Here is a 23,455-nt window from a genome sequence, read left to right on the forward strand (position 1 = left end):
TACCGGGCCTTAAGTAATTGATAAACATAAGTGGCTCTTATGTCACCTTAAAGCCTTTACTTCTTTAAAACTGGTACTGCGTGCCCCCAACGGGATTCGAACCCGTGTTACCGCCGTGAAAGGGCGATGTCCTAGGCCCCTAGACGATGGGGACGTTTGAGGCTCGCAAATCGTACCGGCTTAAGGGTGCACGACCAAACTCGATTAAAAAGGCCCTATAAATATGGGATTTAGAGCAGTGACCACTGCACTGTGACAGAGACAGTGACATCTTGTTCGCCAAGATCAACGACTGTCGCATCTGATTCTGCTTTTGCAACTGCCATCACTGGAACGTAAGGAGTTGGTGCAGAGTTTTCTACAAGGTAATTAACTTTTCCAAGCTTTACGCCGAGAAGTGATGCATATGATGCTGCTTTTGCACGAGCATTCTTGACTGCAACTGTGCGAGCAGCCGTTGCCGCTTTTGTGTTATCTAGAACGAAAGGAGTAGCGCCATTGAGTTGAAGGCTATCGCCACCAGCTGAAACTATTGCATCAATGACATCGCCGGCGGTAGCTGCTGCTCGCACAGTAATTGTGAATGATTGCGATGCGCGGTATCCCACGAGAACAGTGGTGTTGTTATCGTATTTGTATTCTGGGTAGACCGAGACACTTGTACTGGCAATATCTTTCTTATCAATTTTGGTCGAAGTAAGAGCAGCGCGGACCGCAGCAGAAGTCTTCGCCGTTGCAGCCAGAGCTTCTTTGCTAGTCGCAGCAATATTTGTAGAAGTCGCGTTGATTCGCACTGCATCTGGGATAACTTTGACACTGCCTTGTGAGCTGATGGTGATGTATCGAGTGGCGGCGGCATTGGCAGATGGAGCCACCAAAGCTGCAATGGTAAGTGTTAACACGGCAAGAGTTGAGATACGGCTACGAGTTGTCATGACGCTATTATCCCTTACTTCTTGTGGGGTGCGTTATAGAGTCCTGTGTGATCTCGGAGCATTCGCTCTAATGAGAAGTATGTATGTGCTCGCTCTCTGCCTGCGGCGCCCAGCTGACTTCGTAACTCTGAATCAGCCACCAATTGTCTTAACCGTGCTGCCATGGCGCTTGCGGTGGGGGCGGTAAGAAAGCCTGTCTTTGAATCTTCGACGATATCTGAAATAGAGCCGACAGCTGGAGCAACAATGGGTAACCCAGCTTGTGCTCCTTGAATTAGAGTAAGTGGAATTCCTTCATTATCACTTGTCAGAATTGCAATGTCACTGGCTGCAAATAGTTGGTCAATATCTTTGCGCCACCCTAAGAATGTAATCGGCAGTTTCTTGGCAATTGCTCGCGCACGAGAGCTTTCAAATAACTCTCCTTCACCGGCCACCAAGAAGTGGACGGCCACGTTCTGATTTGCCATCTCGGTTGCGACATTGATTAACCGGTCAGGTCTTTTGATCTGTGTGAGTCGACCGACAAATGTGCAGTAAATAGTTGCCGGATCAAGTTCTAACTCTTTACGTAGTTCGGACCTTTCGAACCTCTTTGGCTCAGGAAGCCCTGGGAAGAAGACGCTGTATTGCGCTGGCTTGCCAATACCGGCAGCTAGCAGGTCGTTCTTCACAACCGTGCCAATGGCAATGAGGTGATGAGTGCGCCCAGCTAGCGCTTTCTCAATTGCAATAACTAATTGGGTTTTCCATCCAGAAAAATACCCGTGTAACAAGTGGCCGTGAAATGTGTGAATTCGGATTGCACCGCGTCCGGCGATAATCGAAGCAAGGCGGCCCAGGACGCCAGCTTTCGCAGTATGAGTATGAATTACATTAGGTTGTAGTTTTTTAATCATTGCAACCAGACTAATAAATGCCCTTAGGTCAGTAACTAGCGATATTGATCTTCCGAGGCCGGCAATCCGAGTTGCCTTAATATCTGTGGCTACTTCTTCCAGGTAATCTGCTTCATTGACATCGCAATAGCCGGTGACAAGCACTTGATCGAACTTTGATGCATCAAGGCCTCGCATTAACTCAGCCACGATGACGGCAGGTCCACCCACATTCATGCGGGCGATAATCTGCATCACTTTTATGCGCTCGGCCATGTGGTTATCTTCTCGCAAAAAGGCTGGATAATTGAACTCATGAGCAGCGGGCAATTCGTATCTGAGTGCACAGCAGATGCAATTACGCGCGCTGCCCAGCAACTAAAAGCTGGTTCACTGGTCGCGCTACCGACTGAGACTGTCTATGGGCTGGGCGCCGATGCCACAAACGCCGCCGCAGTTGCCAGAATTTATAAAGCAAAGGGCCGCCCCACGGATCACCCACTGATAGTGCACGTGAGTGAAATGGCAGATATTTCTGAGTGGGCCGATGAAATTCCAGAGTATGCAATTTTGCTGGGACGTAAATATTGGCCCGGTCCTATGACCCTTATTTTAATGAGAACAGATCTCGCGCAAGATTTTATTACTGGGGGACAAGCCAGCGTTGGCCTACGCGTCCCAGATCATGTTGTGGCACTTGCGCTGCTGGCAGAATTTAAGAAGCTTGGCGGCAAAGGTATTGCCGCCCCTAGCGCTAATCGCTTTGGCCATGTCTCACCGACATCTGCACCAGCTGTCAGCGCCGAACTTTCAGATTACTTAATCGCTGGCGATCTCATTCTTGATGGCGGGCCATCGCAGGTCGGCGTTGAATCAACCATTATTGATTGCACGGGTAGTGCTCCACGAATTTTGAGATCTGGCGCAATTACCGGAGCGATGATCACACAGGTCACCGGATTACACCTTGCAGAATCCGAGACAGATATTCGAGTAAGTGGCTCACTTGAAAATCACTACTCACCGGCCGCCGCAGTGGAACTTAATTGTGAGCCAGAACCTGGTGATGGATTTATTGCACTAGCGAGTGTTCCCACACCTGACGGTGCTGTGCGCCTTGCATCACCTGTAAACAATGAAGAGTTTGCGCGCGTTCTTTACGCTGCGCTACGAAGTGCTGATGAGCGCTCATTAACCCGTGTTGTTGTGCACCAGCCAGCAGGAGATGACATCTCTGTCGCGATTCGCGACCGATTACTGCGTGCCAGCCGCGGTCGCTAAGGTGATAAAGTTCGGCTTCTAGCGCGCAGTTTGCGCTAGTTGTATGTGGGGCCTATAGCTCAGCCGGTAGAGCAACGGACTTTTAATCCGTGGGTCGACAGTTCGAGCCTGTCTGGGCCCACTCATCTTTTCGACACGTGCTCATAGATTGAGTTAACAGTTGCTTTCTGTTAACTTTCCTCCACTTAGTACCGTAGGAAACTACAAGTAATGAGTGGCGTTGTGTCTAGCGAAGTCCGGTTTAATTCCGGCGCTGTCCCGCAACTGTAAATGATCGAAAGATCTAAGCCAGGTCGCCTGGCAGAACGCCGATGTATCCGATCCCGGAGGAGGGTCGGGTCTTAAAGCGCTACTGCTTTTTGCCCCATTTTCCTCCCTTTTAATCTAGAGGGAGTTTTTTATGTTCAATGCACGCCTACGCGCTCTTACAGTTGCAATTGTTGCAATTGTGTTCGCATCTATCTTAGCTAGCCCCGCGCAAGCAGTGGGGACGAAGTATCCGCTCACAATCAAGTTTGGTGGCTACACCACCAAATTGGTAAAGAAACCAACAAAAATTATCTCGTTATCACCAAGTGCTACCGAAATATTTTATGCAATCGGTGCAAAGTCACAAATCTTGGCAGTTGATAATCTTTCAAATTATCCAACTGGTGCGCCTATCAGCAAGATCAGTGCCTACGAACCAAATGTCGAGGCAATTCTTGAATTGAAGCCAGATCTTGTTTTACTTGCTTCAGATTCTGTCAAAGCACCACAGATTAGAAACGCTTTAATTAAGTTAGGTGTTGCTGTTTTGATGGAAAAAGCGCCGGCGACTCTGACTGATGTGTATGCTGAAAATACCGCCTTAGGCAAGGTAACTGATCGTGCCGGCGGTGCCACGAAACTAAACGAATCAATGGCGAAATCAATCAAAAGTATTCTTGCAAAAGCCAAGAAGGATTCAAAAGTTCGCATATTCCACGAGTTGGATGAGACCTATTACTCAGCTACATCTAATACCTTTATCGGCAAGGTCTATCAGGATTTTGGAACTGTAAATATTGCTGATGCGGCCTTAGGTGCTGACTCATCGGGATATCCGCAGTTATCTGCTGAATACTTGCTCAAGAGTGATCCCCAGGTAGTTTTCTTGGCCGATGCGCAATATGGCACAACGGTAGATTCAGTATCTCAACGCGCTGGATGGTCACAGATGAGCGCAGTTGTAAATAAGAAAATTATTGCGCTACCTGCAGATATCCCATCACGCTGGGGACCACGTCTTGTTGATTTCTATAAGTTAATCGGCAACTCTCTGGAGGCAGTGAAGAATTGAAAACAGGTGAGATTGACCGAATCTGGCACTGGCAGATTACAGCGGTAGTTGGAGCAGTCCTCTTTGCCGTATTGCTGCTAGCTGTCAGTTTTGGTCCTATCTCACTAGATTTTGTAAAAATTCTACGCACCTTGTTTGGTTTAAGTGGCGGGTTGCAAGATGAGGAGAAGGCCCTCTTCTTGCAACTGCGCCTGCCACGCGTGTTATTAGCCGCACTCGTTGGTGCCGCACTAGCAACCAGTGGTGCAGTTTACCAAACAGTCTTTCGCAATCCACTCGCCGACCCTTACTTGCTGGGCGCAGCCGCTGGTGCTGGGTTGGGTGCGACACTTGCATTAACTGGTGGAAGTTCAAGCTTTTATGCAGCGCTACCGCTCTTTGCATTTATCGGCGCAGCACTTGCCGTGGCCGCAACATTTTTAATCTCAGGTAGATCCTATGCCGATCCTGCGATGTTGTTACTCTCTGGAATTGCCATAGGCTCTTTTGCAACCGCCGTTCAAACCTATTTGCAACAACGTAATAGTGAAGTTCTTCGCCCCGTGTATTCGTGGATTTTAGGACAGTTGACCGTAGCTGATTGGCAGGTAGTTAAATGGGCAAGCTTCTACATTGTTCTGGCGCTAGCAGTTTTAATTCGAATGTCCCGACTATTAGATGGGTTACTGCTCAGCGATGAGGAAGCTTTTTCACTGGGCATCTCACCGAATAAAGTTCGAATAATTGCAATTGGCGCGGCCACTTTGGCTACTGCAACGGCAGTTTCAGCTAGCGGCTTGATTGGCTTTGTCGGAATTGTCGTGCCGCACTTAGTTCGGGGAATAACTAAGCGGGCAACGAATCGCGCACTCTTCACAGTGGCGCTATTTGGTGCCGCTTTTCTTGTTCTGGCCGACCTTGGTGCCCGCACCTTGTTATCTCCCGCCGAATTACCTATTGGAGTAATCACCGCCTTTGTAGGTGCGCCATTTCTTTTATTTGTGTTGCGAGCCAAAAGAGTTCTCAAATGATTACAATTAAGAACCTCTCCCTTCACTATGGTGATTTCTACGCACTCAACCAGATCACCTTGGACATTCCACGCGGCAGCTGGAGTTGCCTGGTGGGACCAAATGGCGCGGGTAAGACAACCTTTTTAAAAACACTTCTAGGTAATAAACCATACGACGGATCTATCACTATTGACGGGGTTGAGGTCTATAAGAACTTACGAAACGTGGCATTTGTTCCGCAACGCCCTGAAGTTCCAGCAGGGATGAATGTCGCTGAATATGTGATGCTTGGACGTGCCCGCCTAGACGGTTGGGGACGCGAATCGAACACAAGTCGTAAATATGCGATGGAGATTCTGGAAGAGATGCAGCTAGCTGCAATGCGTCAACAATTAGTGACACAACTATCGGGTGGAGAAATGCAGCGGGTCCTGATTGCTCGCGCCTTAGTCCAGGAGGCTGAACTTATGATTTTAGATGAGCCGACCTCAGCCCTGGATTTGCACCATCAAATTTCTACTCTTAATCACATCGAAAGAGCACAAAAGAATGGGACTACCATTGTTTCGACAATGCATGACATCACCTTGGGTGCCATGTATGCAGAGCGAATCATAATTATGCAACAAGGAAGAGTATTACTAGATGGCCAGGCACACGAAGTAATCCATTCCCAAGAGCTAAAGCTGGCCTTTGATGATGGCATCACAATTCACACCTTAGAAAATGGTCGCCCAGTCATTGTTGCGAACAAGGCCACGGCCAGCCTTTGACTCTGATATTCATCGCCGGTGGTGCGCGGAGTGGAAAAAGCCGAAAAGGTGAGGAGTTGGCAATTGCGTTAGCCGGTGTGGGAAAACCGATCTTTATCGCCACTGCTGAGGCTGTCGATGATGAGATGAAATCGCGAATTGAAAAACATCAATTAGATCGAGGAACTGCATTTGAGTTGATTGAAGAGGCGAAGGATTTAACCAAGGTATTAGCGCAAATCAATCCTGGGGCAACTGTTCTGGTGGATTGTCTAACGCTTTGGTTATCAAATAATATGATGAGTGAAGAAATAGATACCAATCAATCCGTTATATCTGCCGCCCGTGCTCGAGTGGGAAATACAATATTTATCAGTAATGAGGTGGGTGAAGGTATTGTGCCGATGCATCCGGTGTCACGTCAGTTCCGAGATCTTTCTGGCATCATGAATCAAGAGTTTGCGCAAGCTGCGGACAAGGTTTACTTCATGAAGTTTGGAATTGCCCAGGAACTAAAATGATCAATGATGTGAAAGTCGCTTTTGCTTTTTTAACTCGAATTCCGATAACTCACAAGGACGAAGTTTCGATTCAAAGAAGTGCAATTTGGTTCCCCTTTGTCGGCTCCGTAATAGGACTTTTCTCGGGGTTGGTATTTGTCGGACTCAATGAATTAATCCCAGCTACACCGGCTGCGGCACTTACCCTTCTTTTCTCCATCCTTGTCACCGGGGGATTTCATCACGACGGGTTGGCCGATACCTTTGACGGTTTAGTTGGAGGCTGGAACCCCGAAGATCGTCTTCGAATCTTGAAGGATTCGCGCCACGGAACATATGGCGTGCTAGCTATTGTTTTGCAGTTAATCATTCAATTCGCACTTTTATCCGCACTCAGCCCTCGGACTGCTCTGCTCGCACTTATCTCGGCCCACACATTGGGGCGGCTCGTTCCGATTTATTTTATGCTCTCACCTGCTGCGCCTTCCCATGAAGGTATGGGTGCCACCTATGCGCGCACCGTTAAAGGCATCCATGTGCTTTTTGCAACAATGCTCACAGTCGCTTTGCTAATACCTTTAATAGGTCTTCACTTCTTGCTCCTGGGCGTAATCGTTGCAATTGTTTCACTTCTTTTTTTGTTTTATGTACGAAGAAAAATTGGTGGCGTCGTTGGAGACGTTCTGGGTGCATCCGAGCAGATTGCTGAAAGTCTCGTCCTTCTCTATTTTCTAATTATCTCGACACACAAACTTTGGTTGTCATGGTTGATTTAATTACTGCACGTTTCGATTGTGTACTTTTTGATCTAGGTAACACGCTAATTAAGCAGGAAAATCCGGGAACTCCCTATGAAGCCTTATCCGTCCAGATTTTGCTGGGAGTGCAGAACTTGCTCGATACTCTCCGTGGTCAGGTGAAGATTGGTATTGTTTCAAATACGCAGACAATTACTGCAGCCGATATCGAGCGAAAACTTGAAACCGTTGGACTAGAAAAATACTTTGATCTCATCATCGCAACTGCCGAATTTGGCAAACATAAACCAGATCCCGCACCCATTACCGCCGCTATCAAAGAACTTGAGGTGAGCGCCCAGCGCACACTCTATATAGGAGATGTTGAAACTGATAAGCAAGCAGCTTTGGCCGCGGGTGCGCACTTTACCTACACTGGTCCAGATGCTTATGCGTCAGTACACCAGTACTTGTTGCATAGTGAGAGCGCATTAGATCGTGCCAGACACACGCAACCAATCTTTTCAACGCAACATTACGAGGCTGCACAAAAAGCATTTGACGGATTAGCAAAACCAGTTGGTGCGCTCGGCAAGTTAGAAAAGGTCACCGCCAAAATTGCCGGCATCACGCATACTCACACCCCCACCGTTGATCCTGCCGCCCTTGCACTTTTCGGTGCAGATCACGGAATAGCATCTGATGACTCAGTAACTCCTTGGCCGCAGGCAATCACCGGCATGATGCTGGAAGTTATGGGAGAAAATAAGGCGGCAGTCTCTGTTTTTGCGGAGGTGGCAGATGTGTATCTTCAGATTATCAATGTCGGTGCGGTAAGTGATTCCCAATCTCCACAGGTGCGCAACGTCAGGGTAGCAAGTGGCACCAATGACATTCGAACACATGATGCAATGTCTCAGGCGGTTGCGATTGCAGCCTTAGAAGTTGGCGCCAATACTGCCGAAAGGTTAATCGCGGGCGGATCGCGCGCACTTTTGACTGGTGAAGTTGGAATAGGTAACACGACACCGTCAGCAGCACTGATAGCCCACCTTACTGATTCGACTGCTGCGCAGGTCACAGGTCGTGGATCTGGAATTGATGATGAAACTTTTGCAAGAAAGGTAACAATTGTTCAGCAGTTAATTGAGAGGACAAAAGATGAGAAGGATCCCATTCTTTTGCTAGCCCAGATAGGTGGGATAGAGATTGCGGCATTGGCAGGTTACATATTGCGGGCAGCTTCACTACAGATACCAGTGGTATTAGATGGGGTAATTACTCTGGCTGCAGCAACTGTTGCGAAAGCGATTAACCCGCAGATCACACAATTTCTAATCGCTGGACATGCATCCTCTGAGCCAGGATCGCGCATTGCACTCGAGCATCTTGATTTAGACCCAATCCTAAATTTGGAGTTAAGGCTCGGTGAAGGTACCGGTGCTTTACTCGCTCTACCCATCCTTCGAGCCACTTGTCAGGGGCTCTCCCAGATGGCTCGCATCGTAGATTTGCTATAACGGACTTTTAATCCGTGGGTCGACAGTTCGAGCCTGTCTGGGCCCACTATTAAGTACAGTCTCACCATGAACACCCCCGTGCAGCGCCAGAGTTCCTGGATTCCTGCATACATCACACTAGGAATTGTCTGGGGCTGTTCTTTTATCTTCATCAAGTTAGGTCTTGAATTCCTGACCCCCTTCGGAGTCGCCTTTGTGCGCTGCGCACTAGGCGCAGTGGCACTTCTCATCTATGCAAAATTAAGAGGAATCTCCCTACCTAAAGATCGCATGGTGCGATTTCATCTGTGGGTTGTTGCAATTTTGCTTAATGTCATTCCTGGAATTTTCTTTGCACTTGCTGAAACTGCAGTGACCTCGATTTTGGCAGGAATCATCAATGCCGTGACACCATTGATGACAATTATTGCAATCTTGGTGATTAACCGAGAGGAAAAACCAAAGCCTTCACAACTGCTGGGCCTATTAATTGGCTTTCTTGGAGTCCTTACCGTTCTGGGAGCATGGAAAGGGTTGGGAGATAATCCACGCTGGGCAATACTTGTTTTACTCCTTGCCGTCAGTTGCTACGGAATCTCATTTCCTTACACCCGCAAATATGTGATTCCACTTAAGATTCAAACCGAGTCCCTCATGGCTATGCAGCTCACTTTGGCTGCGATCACACTCTTACCTTTCTTTCTTTTCGATGGAATTTCTAAGTACGAATATCGAATTGGACCAGTACTGGCAATGATTGGTTTGGGTGTCTTTGGCAGTGGTTTTGCCTACTTATGGAACTACAAAGTTATGCAGCTAGCTGGTAGCGCGATCGCAAGCTCAGTTACTTACCTGACTCCACTAGTTGCAATTATCGTGGGAATCATCTTTCTCAACGAATCAATTACCTGGAATGAGCCGGTGGGTGCTCTCATTGTTTTGCTGGGTGCAGCCATTGCGCAGGAGCGAATCACCTTAAAGAAGAGTTAGTCGATCTTCCATCCATCTTTGATTGGACCTAAATCAATTCCCGCTGCAGCGTGATTAGTATTTTCTCCGCGAGCCATTTGGGCCGAATGTGCTGAGTTGTGCCAACGCTGCTCAATCTTGCCAAAGCGCCACAGAAGCAGGGCCACACCCCACACAACAACGAAGCCGGCGACGATGTAATAACCGGCTGAATTTAAGTTAAAGGCAAGTGCATATTCCCAAAATCCACCCGTGAGATTTAACTGCTCGGCAATTACTTGGCAGATTTCAAGGCCACCTACGAAGAGTGCAACCGCAACTGAAAGCCCAGTGATGATGATGTTGTAATACACCTTACGTACTGGTTTCGAGAATGCCCAACCGTAAGCAAAGTTCATAAATGAACCATCGATAGTGTCTAGCAAGCTCATTCCTCCGGCAAAGAAAAGTGGAAGTGAGATAACTGCCCACCATGGCAGACCGGCAATCACAGAAGAGCCTGCAAGGACTAGTAGACCAATTTCAGTTGCGGTATCAAAACCAAGTCCAAAGAGAATTCCAAGTGGATACATCTTCCAGCTCTTATCAATACGGCGTGCAATCGGACCAAAGAAGCGCATTAGCAGACCACGAGAGTTCAGATGCTTCTCTAACTCTTCTTCGTTATATAACCCTTTGCGCATCTTGAAAAAGACACCAACGATCGAGACCAGGACAATTAAATTTAAGATTGCAATGAGCATTAAGAATGTGCCTGAGACGGTAAGACCAATAATGCCGGTGTAGTGGTTCAGGGCAGAATCTTCATCTTTCAATTGGCTACCAACAGCCTTAATTCCGAAGGTGAGTAATATTGCAAGTGCTGCAACTACCGAGGAATGTCCGAGGGAGAAGAAGAAACCAGTCGCTAGTGGCCGCTGTCCTTCTGACATTAATTTTCGTGTTGTGTTATCGATCGCGCTGATGTGATCTGCATCGAATGCATGTCGCATGCCAAGGGTGTAAGCGAGAACGGCAGTTCCCCAGCCGAACAAGGTGCCGTCCGCTAACTTATAATTGCCCGTTGTGGCCTTCCACATGAGAAAGGCGCCTGCTACATGCAGGAATGCGATGAAGCCGAACATGAGCCCCATCCGGCGCCACTCATCGGGTGTGAGGCGATCACGCAGGGGGACGCGAGGAAGCTCGCGTACTACTTCATTCATTGATGAGGCCTCTCCAGCTAGATGCAAATGATTCGCAATAAGGAGAGGTTAATCGAGAATTTACCCTCGTGCCACTCGAAATATCCACGAGCTAGCCAGCGTTAGGTCTAAAGTGCAGGAATCTGCCAAGCACGGCGTAAGCCAACGGGAGGTCAAAAATGGGCGAAGACTACGGCCAAGAAGAGCTCGTTACCGAGGAGATGCTCTGGGATCGAATCCCTGAGGTCCAAGGTGAAGAACGTGCAAATACTTTCTATGAACTCTCAGCTCGAATCTTTGCTCGTGGCCAATATGACGAGGCGTTAGCGCTGGCTGAAACTGCGCGTGATATTTTTTCAGAGCTGGGTGCATCGGCGCAGAGTGAAGGTTTAGCTCAGGCGTATTCAGCTATTGGTTACAACCTCAATCAATTAAAGCGCATGGATGAAGCAGCCACTGCAATGAGCAAGGCTGTTGCAATTCTGCGTGATAACAAGTCTCCGATTGCCCTCGAGCTTGCCTGCACCTTGGGCGAGTGGTGGTACTCATCAAAGAATTACGAAAAAGTAATTGAGACCATGTATGAATGCTCACAAGAACATCTCGTAGATGGGAACACCATTGGTGCGGCAAATGATATGCACCTCATCGGGTGCTCCCACCGCGAGCTGAAGAATTACAACGAAGCGATTATCTGTTTCCAAGAAGCACGCAAGATGTTTAAGATGGAAAAGGAAGTTATCAATGTTGCGCGTTGCGATCAGAAGATTGCATCCTGTTATGTCGAAATTGGCGAAGGCGAAAAGGCCCTTGAAGCAGCTCGCAAATCAATCGATGTCTTTGAAACTGCCCATGATCATCGCCGGGAAACTTTTGCCCTCTTTGAATATGGCAAAGCTGAAATACTCCTTGAGAAGTTAGAAGATGGGCTCTGCACACTCGATGGCGTGCTTCAAATCATTGCTGAAGATGAGCCTAAAGATTTCGATTTCATTCTTGATATTGAAACTCGCATGGTTGCGGTGATGCGCAAACTCGGACGCATGGAAGAAGCTGATGAAGTCGATCGTCGTCTTGCCACTGTGCGAGAGGCGCTAGAAAGTGACGAAGCTCCTAAAGAAGACGGCTTCTAAAGCAACGCTAAGACTTACGCGGTAAGTGCTGCAGGGCCCAGTGATACATCGCAATAGCACCGGCGGCTGATGCGTTCATAGAACGTGTTGATCCGTACTGTTCAATGGCGTAGAGAACTTCACAGACTGCAATTCCCTCATCTGACATTCCAGCACCTTCTTGCCCAAATAAAAGGACGCACTTTTCAGGTAGAGCCGAGCCTTCTAAGTGCTTTGAAGAAGGAACATTGTCGATTCCAATGATGGGAATTTTGTTTTCTTTACACCACGTTGCAAAGTCAGCAACGGTGGGGTGGTGCATCACTGTTAGGTAGCGATCGGTCACCATAGCTCCACGTTTATTCCAATCGCGTTTGCCGATGATGTGGACAATCGAGACATTAAATGCATTTGCAGTTCTCACAACAGATCCAATATTTAAATCATGTTGCCAGTTCTCAATTGCAATTTGTAGCTTATGACGTTTACTTTCGAGGTCGGCGACAATAGCTGCGACCGACCAATATCGGTAATAATCGAGAACATTTCTGCGGTCACCGTTTTCCAGTAACTCTGGGTCATATTGAGCACCTGTTGGCCATGGCTTCTCATGTGGACCGACTCCGACTACTGGGAAAAATTCACCGGGTCCTATGACTGCAGGTGTGTTGATTTCCATGGATGCACTCTAAACTTACTTTACTGTTATCACCAAGGAGTGTCATGAACATAGTTTTTCGTAATGTGAAGATACGCCTACCGAAAATTTCGCTCTGGATGGCGATAGCAGCCCTAATTGGGAGCATTAGCTTGTACCCACAAAGTGCATCTGCGCTAGAGCCAAACTCTGTTGCATCTGTGTTTAATAGATATATTGAAAATAAGTACCTAGCAAACCCTTCAGTTGTTGTCATTGATCAGCTCGACGGCGCTGTCGTGTACGAAAAGGGGGCGAATTCGCTACGTAAGCCGGCATCTATTCAAAAGATTTTCATGGGTGTGGCAGCAGTCATGCATCTGCCTATGGATCAGGTCTTTCCCACTTCGCTCTGGGTGGGCACAGAACCAAATAGTTTGGTGATTCAGGGGAGTTACGACCCGTGGATTAGTACTAGTTCCAAGCTTGCCGAAAAGATGGGCCGGACATCTTTGCCCCGCTTTGAATTCAACTCTCTCAAGGCACTGAAAGATGCGAACTCTGGATCTATCAAAAATTTCACGTTGTACTACTCAAGTCTTTTTACATCTGATAGCGAACATATTAGACAGTTCTTTCGCAAGAAAGGCATTACTGCCACAATGAAGAGAGTGAGCATGGAGACAGCGCTCACTCTTTCAGAGAAACTAATTCTGGGTTCACAATCACCTGTACTTGAGGAGATTCTTGGCTATGCAGTTGCATGGAGTGATAACACACTCTCAGAGCGGATTGCCCGACTTAGCTCAGTAGCTGCAGGCAACACCTTTGATCAGGCTGGCGTTGCAGATACTTTCTCAAATGCATTGGCAGAACTTGGAATCGAATCTTCGAAGATGATTGTCAAAGATGCCAGCGGGTTATCCAAGGAGAATCGGGTCACCGCAAATCAGGTTGCTCAATTACTCGTGAAAATTAGAACAGATGAACGCTTCGTTCCACTGATTAACGGTTTTCCGATAAGTGGTATTTCTGGCACCCTACGAAACCGATTTACTGAAACCGCCCCAGATGCAGTCGGTCTAGTGAAAGCAAAGACTGGAACACTGAGTAATACAACTAATTTAGCAGGATATGTTGAGTCTGGTGATCGTGAATATGCCTTTGTCATCATTTCAGATAGGCATGTAAAGACTTATTCTGTCGCTAACCGAATACGAAATCTGGTTGATCGGATTCTGGGAAAGATTGCAGCTCCGTTTTTTCCTAGCGTTCAACCAGAACCGGTGCCAGCGCCAGAACTAGAACCAGAATTAGAGATTGCTAGTTCTGAAATACCTTTATAGAACCTTCGTAACAGGCAACCCAGGTTCGTTCAGTCTCATTATCGTAGGTAACTCCAATAGGTTCTTTGCAGACTTTAATGTTTTGGATAATTGAAAGATCGGCGGCCCGTAACTTCGTCATGGTTCCGCTTTTGAAGTTAACAACAAAGAGTGCTGTGCCATCACCGTTTAGTGCCAAACTCCGGGCTGCAAGACCAGTCTTTACGCTTTTTATTGCCTTGTTCTCTTCCAGATTCCAAGCAATAACTTTCCCTGAGATGTTAAGGGTGGCGTAAAGAGTTTTATCATCTGGCGATAATTGAATCGCTCGTGGGTTTGATCCGATTGGAATTAAGGTCTTACTAAAGTCATCTAAATCAATTCGGTGGATATTGCTTCCACCCATCTCGGCAACATAGGCGTACTTACTATCTGAGGAAATTGAAATACCTCTCGGATACCGACCAATCTTTATCGTTTTTATTAATTTTTGTTTGTCAACTGAAATGACTGAAACTGTGTATGAACACCAGTTGCTCACCAAAACATATTTGTTATCAGGTGAAACGCTGACAACTTTTGGCACTGATCCCACGGGATAGATCGCATCAATTGTGTAATCTGCTAAGTTGATCCGAGATAGATAACTGGAATCAAACCCGGAGGAAGGCGAACAAACATCGTGACCCTCTTTACTAAAACCTTTTCCATACATCGAATAATTAGTGAAGTAGAGATACTGTGAATCTGGCGAGTACGCACCTTCTACGGGAGCACCTCGATGAGTGCCCGAAAATCCTGGAATCTCTAGCGCTGAAAGTGATACAGAATCTTTGACTGTCGTAACTAATTCAAGAGAACGTGAGTCAAAAATTGTGACGCTATGTTGGTACATCATATTGTGCGCACTCACCAAGCCGCTCTGCGATGCGGCTACCGATTTAGGGCTCAAAGAACCGGTGAAGGTCTTAATCAACTGCATCTTGGATTCAGCTGGCTCACTTGCAAGTACTGGGTAGGCAAAGAGCAGGGGAGTCAAAGCTGCTATACAGAGGGCAACTGTGACTTTGGTCTTATGCATGCCGGCAAGAGTACTAGTGCAAAAAGGTAGGCTATGCGTATGAAGTTAGTGCGCGCATATCTAGACCTGATGAAGTTACGCGTGGTTGAACTCCTAATAATTACAACTCTACCTGCCATGGTTTTGGCAGAAAAAGGGCTACCAAGTTTTGGTTTGGTTGCAGCGACCCTTGTCGGTGGCACGTTAGCAGCAGGCGCATCAAATGCTTTCAATATGGTGCTTGAGGTCGAAACCGACAAGCTAATGGCCCGAACTTCAAAGCGGCCTTTAGTAACAGGATCTATTACCCGAACTCATGCAATTATCTTCGCTTCCGCAATAACGGTTATATCTCTTGTGATTTTTCAAATCTTTACAACCGAATTAGCAACTCTTCTTGCGGCGTTAGCAATTTTCTACTATGTAGTCATTTATACAATCATTCTTAAGCCCAACACTTCACAAAATATTGTTTGGGGTGGCGCAGCTGGTTGTATGCCAGTTCTTATTGGATGGGCTGCTGTTACAGGATCGCTCACGCTCGTTCCTGTCGCATTCTTTCTGGTGGTCTTTTTCTGGACACCACCTCATTTCTGGGCCCTTGCAATTAAATATAAAGATGATTACTCGGCGGCAGGAATTCCTATGTTGCCCTCGGTATCAACACAATCTAACGTCATCAATCAGATGTGGTTTCACACGATTGCAATGGTGGTCTCCTCTGCAGCCTTGATTCAATTGGCAGGACTGCCAGTGTGGGTTCTATGTGCCACCGTACTTCTTGGAGCAGTCTTTACATTCCAGTTATTTGCACTTAAAGAAGATTCAGATAATTATAATAAAGTCGCGGCAGGAATCTTCCATTGGTCGATAACTTACTTGAGTTTACTCTCAGTATTACTTGTCGTGGCTCAGTTATTGAGTGCTTGATTTAAATCTTTGATCAAATCATCGATATGTTCTAAACCGACTGAAAGTCTAAGAACAGATGGTGTAATTCCCATCTTCACCTGATCATCAGCGCTCAGGCGCCGCTGAGTAGTCGAAGCAGGATGAGTAATCAGCGACTTGCTGTCGCCGAGGTTATTTGAAATATCAATAACACAGAGTGCATCCATAAAAGCAAAGGCTTCTCGCTGTGAACCAGCAAATTCAATACCTATAGTCGTTCCACCAGCACTCATTTGTTTCTTAGCTAATTCGTGATCTGGATGTGAAGGCAAGCCTGGGTAGCGAACACTCTTAATCTTTGGGTGTCCTTCAAGGAATTCCGCAATAGCCTGCGCGCTTTCTGACATGCGCATAACGCGAAGTTCCATAGTTTCAAGTGACTTCACAAGTACCCAGGCGTTAAATGCACTCAGCGTTGGTCCGGTATGTCGAACGAAAGGAATCAATTTTTCGAAGATATACGAAAACGATCCGAGAATTGCGCCCGCAAGGACTCGTCCTTGACCGTCAATGTGTTTCGTTGCTGAATACATCACTACATCCGCACCCAGTTCCAGCGGCTTTTGCAAAACAGGCGATGCCATCACGTTATCAACAATCACGGTTGCGCCAACTTTGTGAGCCAAATCTGAGACAAATCTGATATCAACAATTTCAAGGAGTGGATTACTTGGAGTTTCAAGAAATACTGCCTTAACTTTCTTAGACAGTGCTTTCTCCCAGCCAGCTTTATCATTTGCTTTAACTAATTCGTAAGTCACGCCCCACTTAGGCAAGATTTCAGTAATAACAACATGGCATGAGCTAAACATCGCAGCTGAAGCAACGACATGGTCACCAGCTTCGAGAATACAAGCTAGGGATGCAAACATTGCTGCCATTCCAGATGCGGTTGCTACACAGTGCTCTGCTCCTTCAATGGCTGCCAAGCGCTTTTCGAACATGGCAACAGTTGGATTATGAAAGCGGCTATAGAGAAAATGATCGGTTTGGTCGGTAAAAGCATCGACTGCTTCTTGTGAATCGGTGTAGGTAAATCCGCTGTTGAGATAGAGCGCCTCAGATGTCTCACCGAATCCAGAACGAGCAAGTCCTTCGCGAACTGCTGAAGTTTGAGGATGAACTACCCACTCGGGCTCGCGACGTTTTGGGTGTTCGTGATAACCCCAGACCTCTTTACTCATAAGAGCATTCTAAGGTTTGGATGGTAAATTGCACATATGACTATTATCGCGATATCTGTCAAAGATCTCAGCAAGAAATACGATTCTGGCTTTGCAGTCTCGCACGCAAATTTTGAAGTTCCCCTGGGCACCATCTGTGGGTTCGTTGGTCCTAATGGAGCGGGTAAGACAACAACTATTCGTATGCTGCTCGGCTTGATCTCACCTACGGGCGGAACTGCGGAAATTCTTGGGCAATCCATCAATCACCCAGATAAATACCTTTCACAAGTGGGCGCGATGATTGAAGGGCCGGCCTTTTATCCGGCGCTGTCAGGTGTGGAAAATCTTAAAGTCCTGGCAACTTTGGGTGGCTTTCCGGTAGCTCGAGTAGAAGAACTCATTCGAATGGTTGGACTCGAGGGGCGCGGTCAATCGAAATATAAAACGTATTCACTTGGCATGAAGCAGCGATTGGGTATTGCTGCAGCCCTGCTGCCGAATCCAAAGATTTTGATACTAGATGAACCAACCAATGGATTAGATCCAGAAGGTATTCAAGAAGTTCGCGACTTACTCAAAAAGCTAGCTTCACAGGGCACCACAGTTTTCGTCTCATCACATCTACTTTCAGAGCTAGAACTCATCAGTGAATACATCGTTATGTTGCGAAAAGGCGAAGTTGTATTTGCAGGCCCACTTCTAGAACTTATGCAAGCGCAGCAGCCACTGATTTTGGTGAAGACACAAAACCTCACAGACCTGCAGAAAATTATTGAGATTGCCGAGCAAGATGGACATAAGGCCACTATCCGCTCTGAAGTTGCACATATTGAAGGTCCAGAAGAGTGGGCGGGAACTCTTAATAAAAAAGCTTTTGAAGCAGGCATTGTCCTTACTCAACTTGCTCCACAACTTCCTAACCTGGAAGAGACATTCTTTGAAATGACTGGAGATCGTTCATGATTCGCGTGATTATGGCCGAATGGCGCAAGTTGCGCAGGCCAACGCTTTTTCTTGGCACTATAGGTGCTGCACTTTTCTTCACTGGTCTCACGAGTATTTTTCTCTACCTCATGATTGACTCTGAAAGAGGAAACTCAGATCGTGGGCGCCAGGTAAGTCGAGAAGTTCTGGAATTAGCTGGGGGCTCTGTATTTGGATTTGCGTCAGTGGGTGGGTTACTTGGGGTCATTGCACTCTGCGTTTTTGCCGCACAGACTGCGCAGGAGTACACCTACGGAACTTTAAGAAATCTGCTTGTACGCCAACCTGGGCGACTTCGAATTTTAGCTGGCAAATTAATTGCTATGAAACTCTTTGCGCTCGTTTTAGTAATTATCTCGGCCATCGTGAGTATTGGGATTTCCGTTGCTTTATCTGGCCGTGCCAAAGTTGTGACAGATTTATGGTTTACGGCACCGGGCTTCCATGCAATCGGTCAGACTCTACTTAATGTCAGCATTTCAGTGATCTACTTTGGCATCGTCGGAATGGTCTTAGGACTGCTCTTTCGCTCACCAATTTCAGCAATCTCCATCGGAGTTTTGTGGCTTCTCATTATTGAAAATCTCATCGGCGCCGTTAAACCAGTAACACTGGATTGGATGCCTGGAAATCAACTATCAGTAATTGCCCAAGGTGGTAGCCCAGATGTTTCATATTCGCATGCGTTAATTCTGGGAACTCTTTATGTATTGGCTGGATCGATTGTCGCTGCAACGCTTTTCTCTCGAAGAGATGTGGCTAACTAACGAAACAAGGCCAATTGCCCTAATTAATTATTTGCATCTGACTTCTTCTTCAATCCGCGGTAGCCAACGCTTAGTCAGACTCACCCTTATCGCAGGGCTTAGAAGGTCCAAACTCGTTTGACTGTGCTGGACTTGATTATGCCGCAGATAGACCTGCCGGGTCTAACCTAGACCCATGGCGCAGGCATCAGTTGCAATTCGTAACGCAGTAAGAGAGCAACTCCAAAGATGTGAAGCTGGCGATTGCATTCTTGTTGCAGTCTCTGGTGGAACAGATTCACTAGCACTTGCCTATGCAACTTTTGTCGAATCATCCCCGCTTGCAATCAAGGCCATTGCAGTCACTATCGATCATCAATTGCAAGAGAAATCATCTGATCAAGCAGCGAAAGTCGAAAAACAATTGAGAGCACTGGGCTATCAGGATGTGGTGGTTGCTAAGGTAAAGGTTTCACTTGAATCCGGGCTAGAGGCCGGTGCACGAAGTGCTCGATATGAAGCGCTACAAAGAATTGCTGCTGAAAAAAGCGCCGTGAAAGTTTTGCTTGGCCACACACGAGATGATCAAGCAGAGAGCGTCCTACTCGGATTAGCTCGCGGATCTGGAACTCGCTCACTTTCCGGAATGGCAATTGAAAATGGAATTTATCTACGGCCACTTCTCTCACTCACTCGCGCGCAGACCGAAGAAGCCTGCACTGAATTTGGAATTGAATATTGGAATGATCCTCATAACGAAAACCATGATTTTTCTAGAGTGAGAGTTCGCCTGGAAGTTCTTCCAGTAATGGAAGAACAGATCGGCCCCGGCATCGCAGCAGCACTGGCTCGCAGCGCCGCACTGCTTCGAGATGATGCTGATGCCCTTGACGCGATTGCCGCCACTGAAGCTGCGCGATATGACCTCACAGATTTAGCGTGCTCTGAGCTAGAACTGCTGCCGCGAGCGATTAGAACTCGCATCCTGCGCAGCGCAATCTATGCAGCTGGTGCACCTTCAGGCTCGATTTCAGCTGACCATATCGGGGCAGTTGAGGCGCTAATCACCTCTTGGCACGGTCAGGGGCTAGTGAGCCTGCCGGGTGGTGTGAAGGTTGAGCGAATTTCGGGCAGACTTTCGCTCTCAAACCAGTAGGTTCGATTCATAGACTTAAGGAGCACACTCGGTGGATCTCGCAGCAGTCGGCACAGATGTTGAAAAAGTAATTGCAACGGAAGCAGAATTGTCTGCCAAGATTCTAGAACTTGCAGCACGCGTTGATGCCGATTACAAAGATAAGCAAGTCCTTCTTGTTGGTGTTCTTAAAGGTGCAATCATGGCAATGGCAGATCTAACTCGTGCGATGCAAACACACATTGAAATGGATTGGATGGCTGTTTCTTCATATGGCTCTGGCACAAAATCAAGTGGTGTGGTTCGCATCCTAAAAGACCTTGACCGCGACATCACCGGACGCCATGTTTTAATTGTGGAAGACATTGTTGACTCAGGTCTGACGCTCTCATGGCTGAAATCAAACTTACTTTCTCGCGGTGCGGCATCTGTTGAAATTCTTGCGATACTCCGTAAGCCTGATGCTGCCAAAGTGGACGTTAATGTTAAATACGTGGGCTTTGATATTCCAAAAGAGTTTGTTGTCGGATATGGACTCGACTTCGATGAGAAGTATCGCAACCTTTCATTTATCGGTGTGCTTGCCAAGCACATGTACTCATAAGGAGCTCCATGTCTTCCCAAACACCCCTAGGTAAGTCTCCATTGGATAAATTTAAAAAGTCTAAGGAAAAGAGTGCTACAAAAAAGAATGTGAAGGCGACGCCGCAAACTCGTGCTCAGAAACTTCTCCGAGGACCACTCTTTTGGATCATCATCGCCATTGTGGGCGTGACGATTTTTGGACAGATCTCCAGCGCCACAAATAGATATACCGAGATTAAGACTTCCCAGGCAATTGCTGCAATCTCACAATCTGAAGTTGAGTCAGCTGTTCTTATTGATAAAAGTCAGAAGATTCGCCTTATATTAAGTGGTGGAAAGACAATTAAAGGTGCGACAAAAGTTGAGGCTTCTTATATTGCTCGCCAAGAACCCACCCTTATCGATGAACTCACCGCTAATCCGCCAGCAAAAGGCTGGACAGTAGATGTTCCAAAGACATCAGTACTGACAACTATTCTCTTTAGTTTCGGTCCAATACTGATTATTGGTTTTCTCTTCTTCTGGTTGATGAGCCAAGCACAAGGTGGAAACCGAGTATTTTCATTTGGTAAATCACGGGCAAAGCTGCAAGATAATGATGTTCCGCAGAATACATTTGATGATGTTGCAGGCGCTGATGAAGCTATTGCCGAGCTAGAAGAAATTAAAGATTTTTTGGCGGATCCAGCTAAATACGCGTTACTCGGTGCCAAAATTCCAAGGGGAGTACTTCTCTACGGCCCGCCAGGAACAGGAAAGACACTTCTTGCGCGCGCCGTTGCTGGTGAAGCGAAAGTTCCTTTCTACTCAATTTCCGGCTCTGACTTTGTAGAAATGTTTGTTGGAGTTGGCGCTGCCCGAGTTCGCGATTTGTTTAACCAAGCAAAGGCGAATGCACCCGCAATTGTTTTCGTAGATGAAATAGATGCGGTAGGACGCCAACGTGGTGCAGGTATGGGTGGCGGTCATGATGAACGCGAACAAACTCTGAATCAGCTTCTGGTAGAGATGGATGGCTTCGAAGCTAATGGCCAAGTGATACTCATTGCTGCGACAAACCGTCCCGATGTGCTTGACCCGGCACTTCTTCGTCCTGGACGTTTTGATCGTCAGATTCCAGTCGAGCGCCCAGATCTCAAGGGCCGCGAAGACATTCTGAAGGTGCATGCAAAGAACAAGCCAATTTCAAAGGAAGTTGAACTTGTTGCATACGCTCGCAGAACACCGGGATTTACTGGTGCAGATCTGGCAAATGTGCTTAATGAAGCAGCATTGCTTTCTGCACGCGAAGGTCAGAAATCAATTGGCAATACTCAGATAGATGAAGCTATCGATCGCGTCATGGCTGGTCCACAGCGCAAGTCACGGTTGATGTCTGAAGAAGAACGCCGTGTCACTGCCTATCACGAAGCAGGTCACGCACTTGTTGCGCATGCCCTTCCACATACTGATCCAGTTCACAAAATAACTATCATGCCGCGCGGTAGGGCACTTGGTTACACCATGGTCCTTCCTGATGAAGATAGATACTCAACTACACGTAACCAACTCCTTGATCAGTTGGCGTATTCACTCGGTGGGCGTGCCGCCGAAGAACTCATCTTCCATGATCCATCAACTGGTGCATCAAATGACATTGAAAAAGCGACCGCTCTTGCTCGCGCAATGGTGACGCAATACGGAATGACTGAAGCAATTGGCGCAATCAAATTAGGAACCGATGCATCAGAACCATTTATGGGCCGTGATTATGGACATCAGCGAGATTATTCAGAGAACGTTGCTGCAGTAGTTGATGCTGAAATCCGTAAATTGATTGAAACTGCGCATCAAGAGGCCTACGACATTCTTGAAGTGAATAGAACAATTCTTGATGAAATGGTAATTAAACTGCTTGAGATAGAAACGCTCAACAAAGAAGAGATTGCACAGATATTTACCAAGGTGCGGTCATGGCCTAATCGTCCGGCATGGACAGGATCAGAAACACGCACGCCTTCTTCTACTCCACCGGTAGATATTCCAGAACGCATCATTACCGCTGCACCTGATACAGCTAAGAAGGCGCGGCGCGTGAAGAAGGCAACCTCAGAGTGAGCGATATTTCTTCAGTATCAATGGGTCCCCACGATGGAGGTGCATCACATCCATATGATCATGAGCGTGCGGAAAAGGCGGTCCGCGAACTCTTATTGGCCCTTGGTGAAGATCCTGATCGTGAGGGCTTGAAAGAAACACCAGCTCGCGTTGCTCGTGCTTTTGCCGAAAACTTTGAGGGACTGTGGCAGAAGCCAGAAGATGTATTAACAACCATTTTTGATATTGGACATGAAGAGTTAGTAATTATTCGCGATATTGAAGTATTTTCACATTGCGAACACCACCTGACTCCATTTCATGGAGTAGCTCACGTTGGATATATCCCGAGCGGAAAAATTACTGGGCTCTCCAAAGTTGCACGATTAGTTGATCTCTTCGCCCATAGACCCCAAGTGCAAGAGCGACTAACAACTCAGATTGCTGACGCACTCGTTGAAATACTTAAGCCAATGGGGGTAATTGTCATTATTGATTGCGAGCACCTGTGCATGTCAATGCGTGGTGTGCGAAAGTCTCAGGCACGAACAACAACTTCTGCAGTACGCGGAGTTCTGCGCGATCCAACAACTCGCGCCGAAGCAATCAGTCTTATTACGAATCGATAAA

General features: G+C 47.0%; 23 protein-coding genes, 3 tRNA genes and 1 riboswitch. Of the genes, 19 read left to right on the forward strand and 7 right to left on the reverse strand.

Annotated elements, in window-relative coordinates; genetic code table 11:
• Window positions 1-81 precede the first annotated feature (81 nt).
• The 3 genes from AC9UEP_RS01045 to AC9UEP_RS01055 form a co-directional block, all read right to left on the reverse strand.
• Window positions 82-154, reverse strand: a tRNA-Glu gene (locus AC9UEP_RS01045).
• Between the two features lie 76 nt (window positions 155-230).
• Window positions 231-935, reverse strand: coding sequence for an SIMPL domain-containing protein (locus tag AC9UEP_RS01050; RefSeq protein ID WP_509543214.1), 705 nt, complete (start codon window positions 933-935; stop codon window positions 231-233).
• A gap of 14 nt (window positions 936-949) precedes the next feature.
• Window positions 950-2,089 carry a glycosyltransferase gene (locus AC9UEP_RS01055; RefSeq protein ID WP_509543216.1) on the reverse strand — a complete coding sequence of 380 codons (1,140 nt, stop codon included), beginning with the start codon at window positions 2,087-2,089 and terminating at the stop codon, window positions 950-952.
• A gap of 39 nt (window positions 2,090-2,128) precedes the next feature.
• On the opposite strand from AC9UEP_RS01055, the gene AC9UEP_RS01060 reads away from it, so the two are divergent.
• The 10 genes from AC9UEP_RS01060 to AC9UEP_RS01105 all read left to right on the forward strand — a co-directional run bounded on the left by AC9UEP_RS01060 (window position 2,129) and on the right by AC9UEP_RS01105 (window position 9,885).
• Window positions 2,129-3,094, forward strand: a complete 966-nt coding sequence (locus tag AC9UEP_RS01060) for an L-threonylcarbamoyladenylate synthase (protein ID WP_509543218.1) — start codon at window positions 2,129-2,131, stop codon at window positions 3,092-3,094.
• A gap of 48 nt (window positions 3,095-3,142) precedes the next feature.
• Window positions 3,143-3,215, forward strand: a tRNA-Lys gene (locus AC9UEP_RS01065).
• Between the two features lie 82 nt (window positions 3,216-3,297).
• Window positions 3,298-3,437: riboswitch (adenosylcobalamin (AdoCbl) riboswitch) on the forward strand.
• Between the two features lie 57 nt (window positions 3,438-3,494).
• Complete coding sequence (locus AC9UEP_RS01070; RefSeq protein WP_509543220.1) at window positions 3,495-4,415, forward strand: helical backbone metal receptor; 921 nt, start codon at window positions 3,495-3,497, stop codon at window positions 4,413-4,415.
• On the forward strand, window positions 4,412-5,425 hold the full coding sequence (locus tag AC9UEP_RS01075; RefSeq protein ID WP_509543222.1) for a FecCD family ABC transporter permease: 1,014 nt from the start codon (window positions 4,412-4,414) through the stop codon (window positions 5,423-5,425). Before AC9UEP_RS01070 ends, AC9UEP_RS01075 begins: the two co-directional genes overlap by 4 nt.
• On the forward strand, window positions 5,422-6,180 hold the full coding sequence (locus tag AC9UEP_RS01080; protein WP_509543224.1) for an ABC transporter ATP-binding protein: 759 nt from the start codon (window positions 5,422-5,424) through the stop codon (window positions 6,178-6,180). Before AC9UEP_RS01075 ends, AC9UEP_RS01080 begins: the two co-directional genes overlap by 4 nt.
• Complete coding sequence (gene cobU, locus AC9UEP_RS01085) at window positions 6,177-6,680, forward strand: bifunctional adenosylcobinamide kinase/adenosylcobinamide-phosphate guanylyltransferase (protein ID WP_509543226.1); 504 nt, start codon at window positions 6,177-6,179, stop codon at window positions 6,678-6,680. Before AC9UEP_RS01080 ends, cobU begins: the two co-directional genes overlap by 4 nt.
• Window positions 6,677-7,435, forward strand: a complete 759-nt coding sequence (cobS, locus tag AC9UEP_RS01090; RefSeq protein ID WP_509543227.1) for an adenosylcobinamide-GDP ribazoletransferase — start codon at window positions 6,677-6,679, stop codon at window positions 7,433-7,435. Before cobU ends, cobS begins: the two co-directional genes overlap by 4 nt.
• Entirely contained in the window at window positions 7,423-8,916 is a 1,494-nt protein-coding gene (gene cobT / locus AC9UEP_RS01095; protein WP_509543229.1) for a nicotinate-nucleotide--dimethylbenzimidazole phosphoribosyltransferase, read from the forward strand. The genes cobS and cobT overlap by 13 nt, the downstream gene beginning before the upstream one ends.
• Window positions 8,899-8,962: transfer RNA gene (locus AC9UEP_RS01100), tRNA-Lys, on the forward strand. Before cobT ends, AC9UEP_RS01100 begins: the two co-directional genes overlap by 18 nt.
• A gap of 20 nt (window positions 8,963-8,982) precedes the next feature.
• Window positions 8,983-9,885: a DMT family transporter gene (locus AC9UEP_RS01105; protein ID WP_509543231.1), complete on the forward strand. Its 903-nt coding sequence runs from the start codon at window positions 8,983-8,985 to the stop codon at window positions 9,883-9,885.
• Here the strand turns inward: AC9UEP_RS01105 and nicT are convergent.
• Window positions 9,882-11,069 (reverse strand): Nickel transporter NicT, encoded by a 1,188-nt coding sequence (nicT, locus tag AC9UEP_RS01110; protein WP_509543233.1) that lies wholly within the window; start codon window positions 11,067-11,069, stop codon window positions 9,882-9,884. The two genes, AC9UEP_RS01105 and nicT, sit on opposite strands and share 4 nt — an antisense overlap.
• 158 nt (window positions 11,070-11,227) lie before the next feature.
• Here nicT and AC9UEP_RS01115 point away from each other — a divergent pair, with 158 nt between their 5' ends.
• Window positions 11,228-12,181, forward strand: coding sequence for a tetratricopeptide repeat protein (locus AC9UEP_RS01115; protein ID WP_509543235.1), 954 nt, complete (start codon window positions 11,228-11,230; stop codon window positions 12,179-12,181).
• A gap of 7 nt (window positions 12,182-12,188) precedes the next feature.
• Here AC9UEP_RS01115 and AC9UEP_RS01120 read toward each other — a convergent pair whose 3' ends face one another.
• Complete coding sequence (locus AC9UEP_RS01120) at window positions 12,189-12,839, reverse strand: TrmH family RNA methyltransferase (RefSeq protein ID WP_509543237.1); 651 nt, start codon at window positions 12,837-12,839, stop codon at window positions 12,189-12,191.
• A 44-nt stretch (window positions 12,840-12,883) separates the two neighbouring features.
• Here AC9UEP_RS01120 and AC9UEP_RS01125 point away from each other — a divergent pair, with 44 nt between their 5' ends.
• Window positions 12,884-14,143, forward strand: a complete 1,260-nt coding sequence (locus AC9UEP_RS01125) for a D-alanyl-D-alanine carboxypeptidase (protein WP_509543239.1) — start codon at window positions 12,884-12,886, stop codon at window positions 14,141-14,143.
• Here the strand turns inward: AC9UEP_RS01125 and AC9UEP_RS01130 are convergent.
• A complete protein-coding gene (locus AC9UEP_RS01130) occupies window positions 14,121-15,203 on the reverse strand; it encodes a YncE family protein (RefSeq protein WP_509543241.1) in 1,083 nt (360 codons plus the stop codon). The genes AC9UEP_RS01125 and AC9UEP_RS01130 overlap by 23 nt on opposite strands.
• 39 nt (window positions 15,204-15,242) lie before the next feature.
• Here AC9UEP_RS01130 and AC9UEP_RS01135 point away from each other — a divergent pair, with 39 nt between their 5' ends.
• Window positions 15,243-16,112, forward strand: coding sequence for a heme o synthase (locus AC9UEP_RS01135; RefSeq protein WP_509543242.1), 870 nt, complete (start codon window positions 15,243-15,245; stop codon window positions 16,110-16,112).
• Here AC9UEP_RS01135 and metZ read toward each other — a convergent pair.
• Complete coding sequence (gene metZ, locus AC9UEP_RS01140) at window positions 16,094-17,317, reverse strand: O-succinylhomoserine sulfhydrylase (RefSeq protein WP_509543244.1); 1,224 nt, start codon at window positions 17,315-17,317, stop codon at window positions 16,094-16,096. The genes AC9UEP_RS01135 and metZ overlap by 19 nt on opposite strands.
• A 36-nt stretch (window positions 17,318-17,353) precedes the next feature.
• On the opposite strand from metZ, the gene AC9UEP_RS01145 reads away from it, so the two are divergent.
• The 6 genes from AC9UEP_RS01145 (at window position 17,354) to folE (ending at window position 23,454) form a co-directional block, all read left to right on the forward strand.
• Window positions 17,354-18,262 carry an ABC transporter ATP-binding protein gene (locus AC9UEP_RS01145; protein WP_509543246.1) on the forward strand — a complete coding sequence of 303 codons (909 nt, stop codon included), beginning with the start codon at window positions 17,354-17,356 and terminating at the stop codon, window positions 18,260-18,262.
• A complete protein-coding gene (locus tag AC9UEP_RS01150; protein WP_509543248.1) occupies window positions 18,259-19,050 on the forward strand; it encodes a DUF2705 family protein in 792 nt (263 codons plus the stop codon). The genes AC9UEP_RS01145 and AC9UEP_RS01150 overlap by 4 nt, the downstream gene beginning before the upstream one ends.
• Before the next feature lie 175 nt (window positions 19,051-19,225).
• On the forward strand, window positions 19,226-20,185 hold the full coding sequence (gene tilS / locus AC9UEP_RS01155) for a tRNA lysidine(34) synthetase TilS (protein ID WP_509543250.1): 960 nt from the start codon (window positions 19,226-19,228) through the stop codon (window positions 20,183-20,185).
• 31 nt (window positions 20,186-20,216) lie between these two features.
• Window positions 20,217-20,768: a hypoxanthine phosphoribosyltransferase gene (gene hpt, locus AC9UEP_RS01160; protein WP_509543251.1), complete on the forward strand. Its 552-nt coding sequence runs from the start codon at window positions 20,217-20,219 to the stop codon at window positions 20,766-20,768.
• An 8-nt stretch (window positions 20,769-20,776) separates the two neighbouring features.
• On the forward strand, window positions 20,777-22,846 hold the full coding sequence (gene ftsH / locus AC9UEP_RS01165; RefSeq protein ID WP_509543253.1) for an ATP-dependent zinc metalloprotease FtsH: 2,070 nt from the start codon (window positions 20,777-20,779) through the stop codon (window positions 22,844-22,846).
• Window positions 22,843-23,454: a GTP cyclohydrolase I FolE gene (folE, locus tag AC9UEP_RS01170; protein WP_509543255.1), complete on the forward strand. Its 612-nt coding sequence runs from the start codon at window positions 22,843-22,845 to the stop codon at window positions 23,452-23,454. The genes ftsH and folE overlap by 4 nt, the downstream gene beginning before the upstream one ends.
• The last annotated feature ends 1 nt before the right edge of the window (window position 23,455 follow it).

The sequence above is a fragment of the Candidatus Planktophila sp. genome (assembly GCF_040402315.1).
Lineage (GTDB): Bacteria > Actinomycetota > Actinomycetes > Nanopelagicales > Nanopelagicaceae > Planktophila.

What these genes read in the sequence shown, in the direction of transcription:
- AC9UEP_RS01050 (WP_509543214.1), bottom strand. Translation starts at nt 935, where the DNA reads ATGACAACTCGTAGCCGTATCTCAACTCTTGCCGTGTTAACACTTACC.
- AC9UEP_RS01055 (WP_509543216.1), bottom strand. Translation starts at nt 2,089, where the DNA reads ATGGCCGAGCGCATAAAAGTGATGCAGATTATCGCCCGCATGAATGTG.
- AC9UEP_RS01060 (WP_509543218.1), top strand. Translation starts at nt 2,129, where the DNA reads ATGAGCAGCGGGCAATTCGTATCTGAGTGCACAGCAGATGCAATTACG.
- AC9UEP_RS01070 (WP_509543220.1), top strand. Translation starts at nt 3,495, where the DNA reads ATGTTCAATGCACGCCTACGCGCTCTTACAGTTGCAATTGTTGCAATT.
- AC9UEP_RS01080 (WP_509543224.1), top strand. Translation starts at nt 5,422, where the DNA reads ATGATTACAATTAAGAACCTCTCCCTTCACTATGGTGATTTCTACGCA.
- cobS (WP_509543227.1), top strand. Translation starts at nt 6,677, where the DNA reads ATGATCAATGATGTGAAAGTCGCTTTTGCTTTTTTAACTCGAATTCCG.
- cobT (WP_509543229.1), top strand. Translation starts at nt 7,423, where the DNA reads ATGGTTGATTTAATTACTGCACGTTTCGATTGTGTACTTTTTGATCTA.
- AC9UEP_RS01105 (WP_509543231.1), top strand. Translation starts at nt 8,983, where the DNA reads ATGAACACCCCCGTGCAGCGCCAGAGTTCCTGGATTCCTGCATACATC.
- nicT (WP_509543233.1), bottom strand. Translation starts at nt 11,069, where the DNA reads ATGAATGAAGTAGTACGCGAGCTTCCTCGCGTCCCCCTGCGTGATCGC.
- AC9UEP_RS01115 (WP_509543235.1), top strand. Translation starts at nt 11,228, where the DNA reads ATGGGCGAAGACTACGGCCAAGAAGAGCTCGTTACCGAGGAGATGCTC.
- AC9UEP_RS01120 (WP_509543237.1), bottom strand. Translation starts at nt 12,839, where the DNA reads ATGGAAATCAACACACCTGCAGTCATAGGACCCGGTGAATTTTTCCCA.
- AC9UEP_RS01125 (WP_509543239.1), top strand. Translation starts at nt 12,884, where the DNA reads ATGAACATAGTTTTTCGTAATGTGAAGATACGCCTACCGAAAATTTCG.
- AC9UEP_RS01130 (WP_509543241.1), bottom strand. Translation starts at nt 15,203, where the DNA reads ATGCATAAGACCAAAGTCACAGTTGCCCTCTGTATAGCAGCTTTGACT.
- AC9UEP_RS01135 (WP_509543242.1), top strand. Translation starts at nt 15,243, where the DNA reads ATGAAGTTAGTGCGCGCATATCTAGACCTGATGAAGTTACGCGTGGTT.
- metZ (WP_509543244.1), bottom strand. Translation starts at nt 17,317, where the DNA reads ATGAGTAAAGAGGTCTGGGGTTATCACGAACACCCAAAACGTCGCGAG.
- AC9UEP_RS01145 (WP_509543246.1), top strand. Translation starts at nt 17,354, where the DNA reads ATGACTATTATCGCGATATCTGTCAAAGATCTCAGCAAGAAATACGAT.
- AC9UEP_RS01150 (WP_509543248.1), top strand. Translation starts at nt 18,259, where the DNA reads ATGATTCGCGTGATTATGGCCGAATGGCGCAAGTTGCGCAGGCCAACG.
- tilS (WP_509543250.1), top strand. Translation starts at nt 19,226, where the DNA reads ATGGCGCAGGCATCAGTTGCAATTCGTAACGCAGTAAGAGAGCAACTC.
- ftsH (WP_509543253.1), top strand. Translation starts at nt 20,777, where the DNA reads ATGTCTTCCCAAACACCCCTAGGTAAGTCTCCATTGGATAAATTTAAA.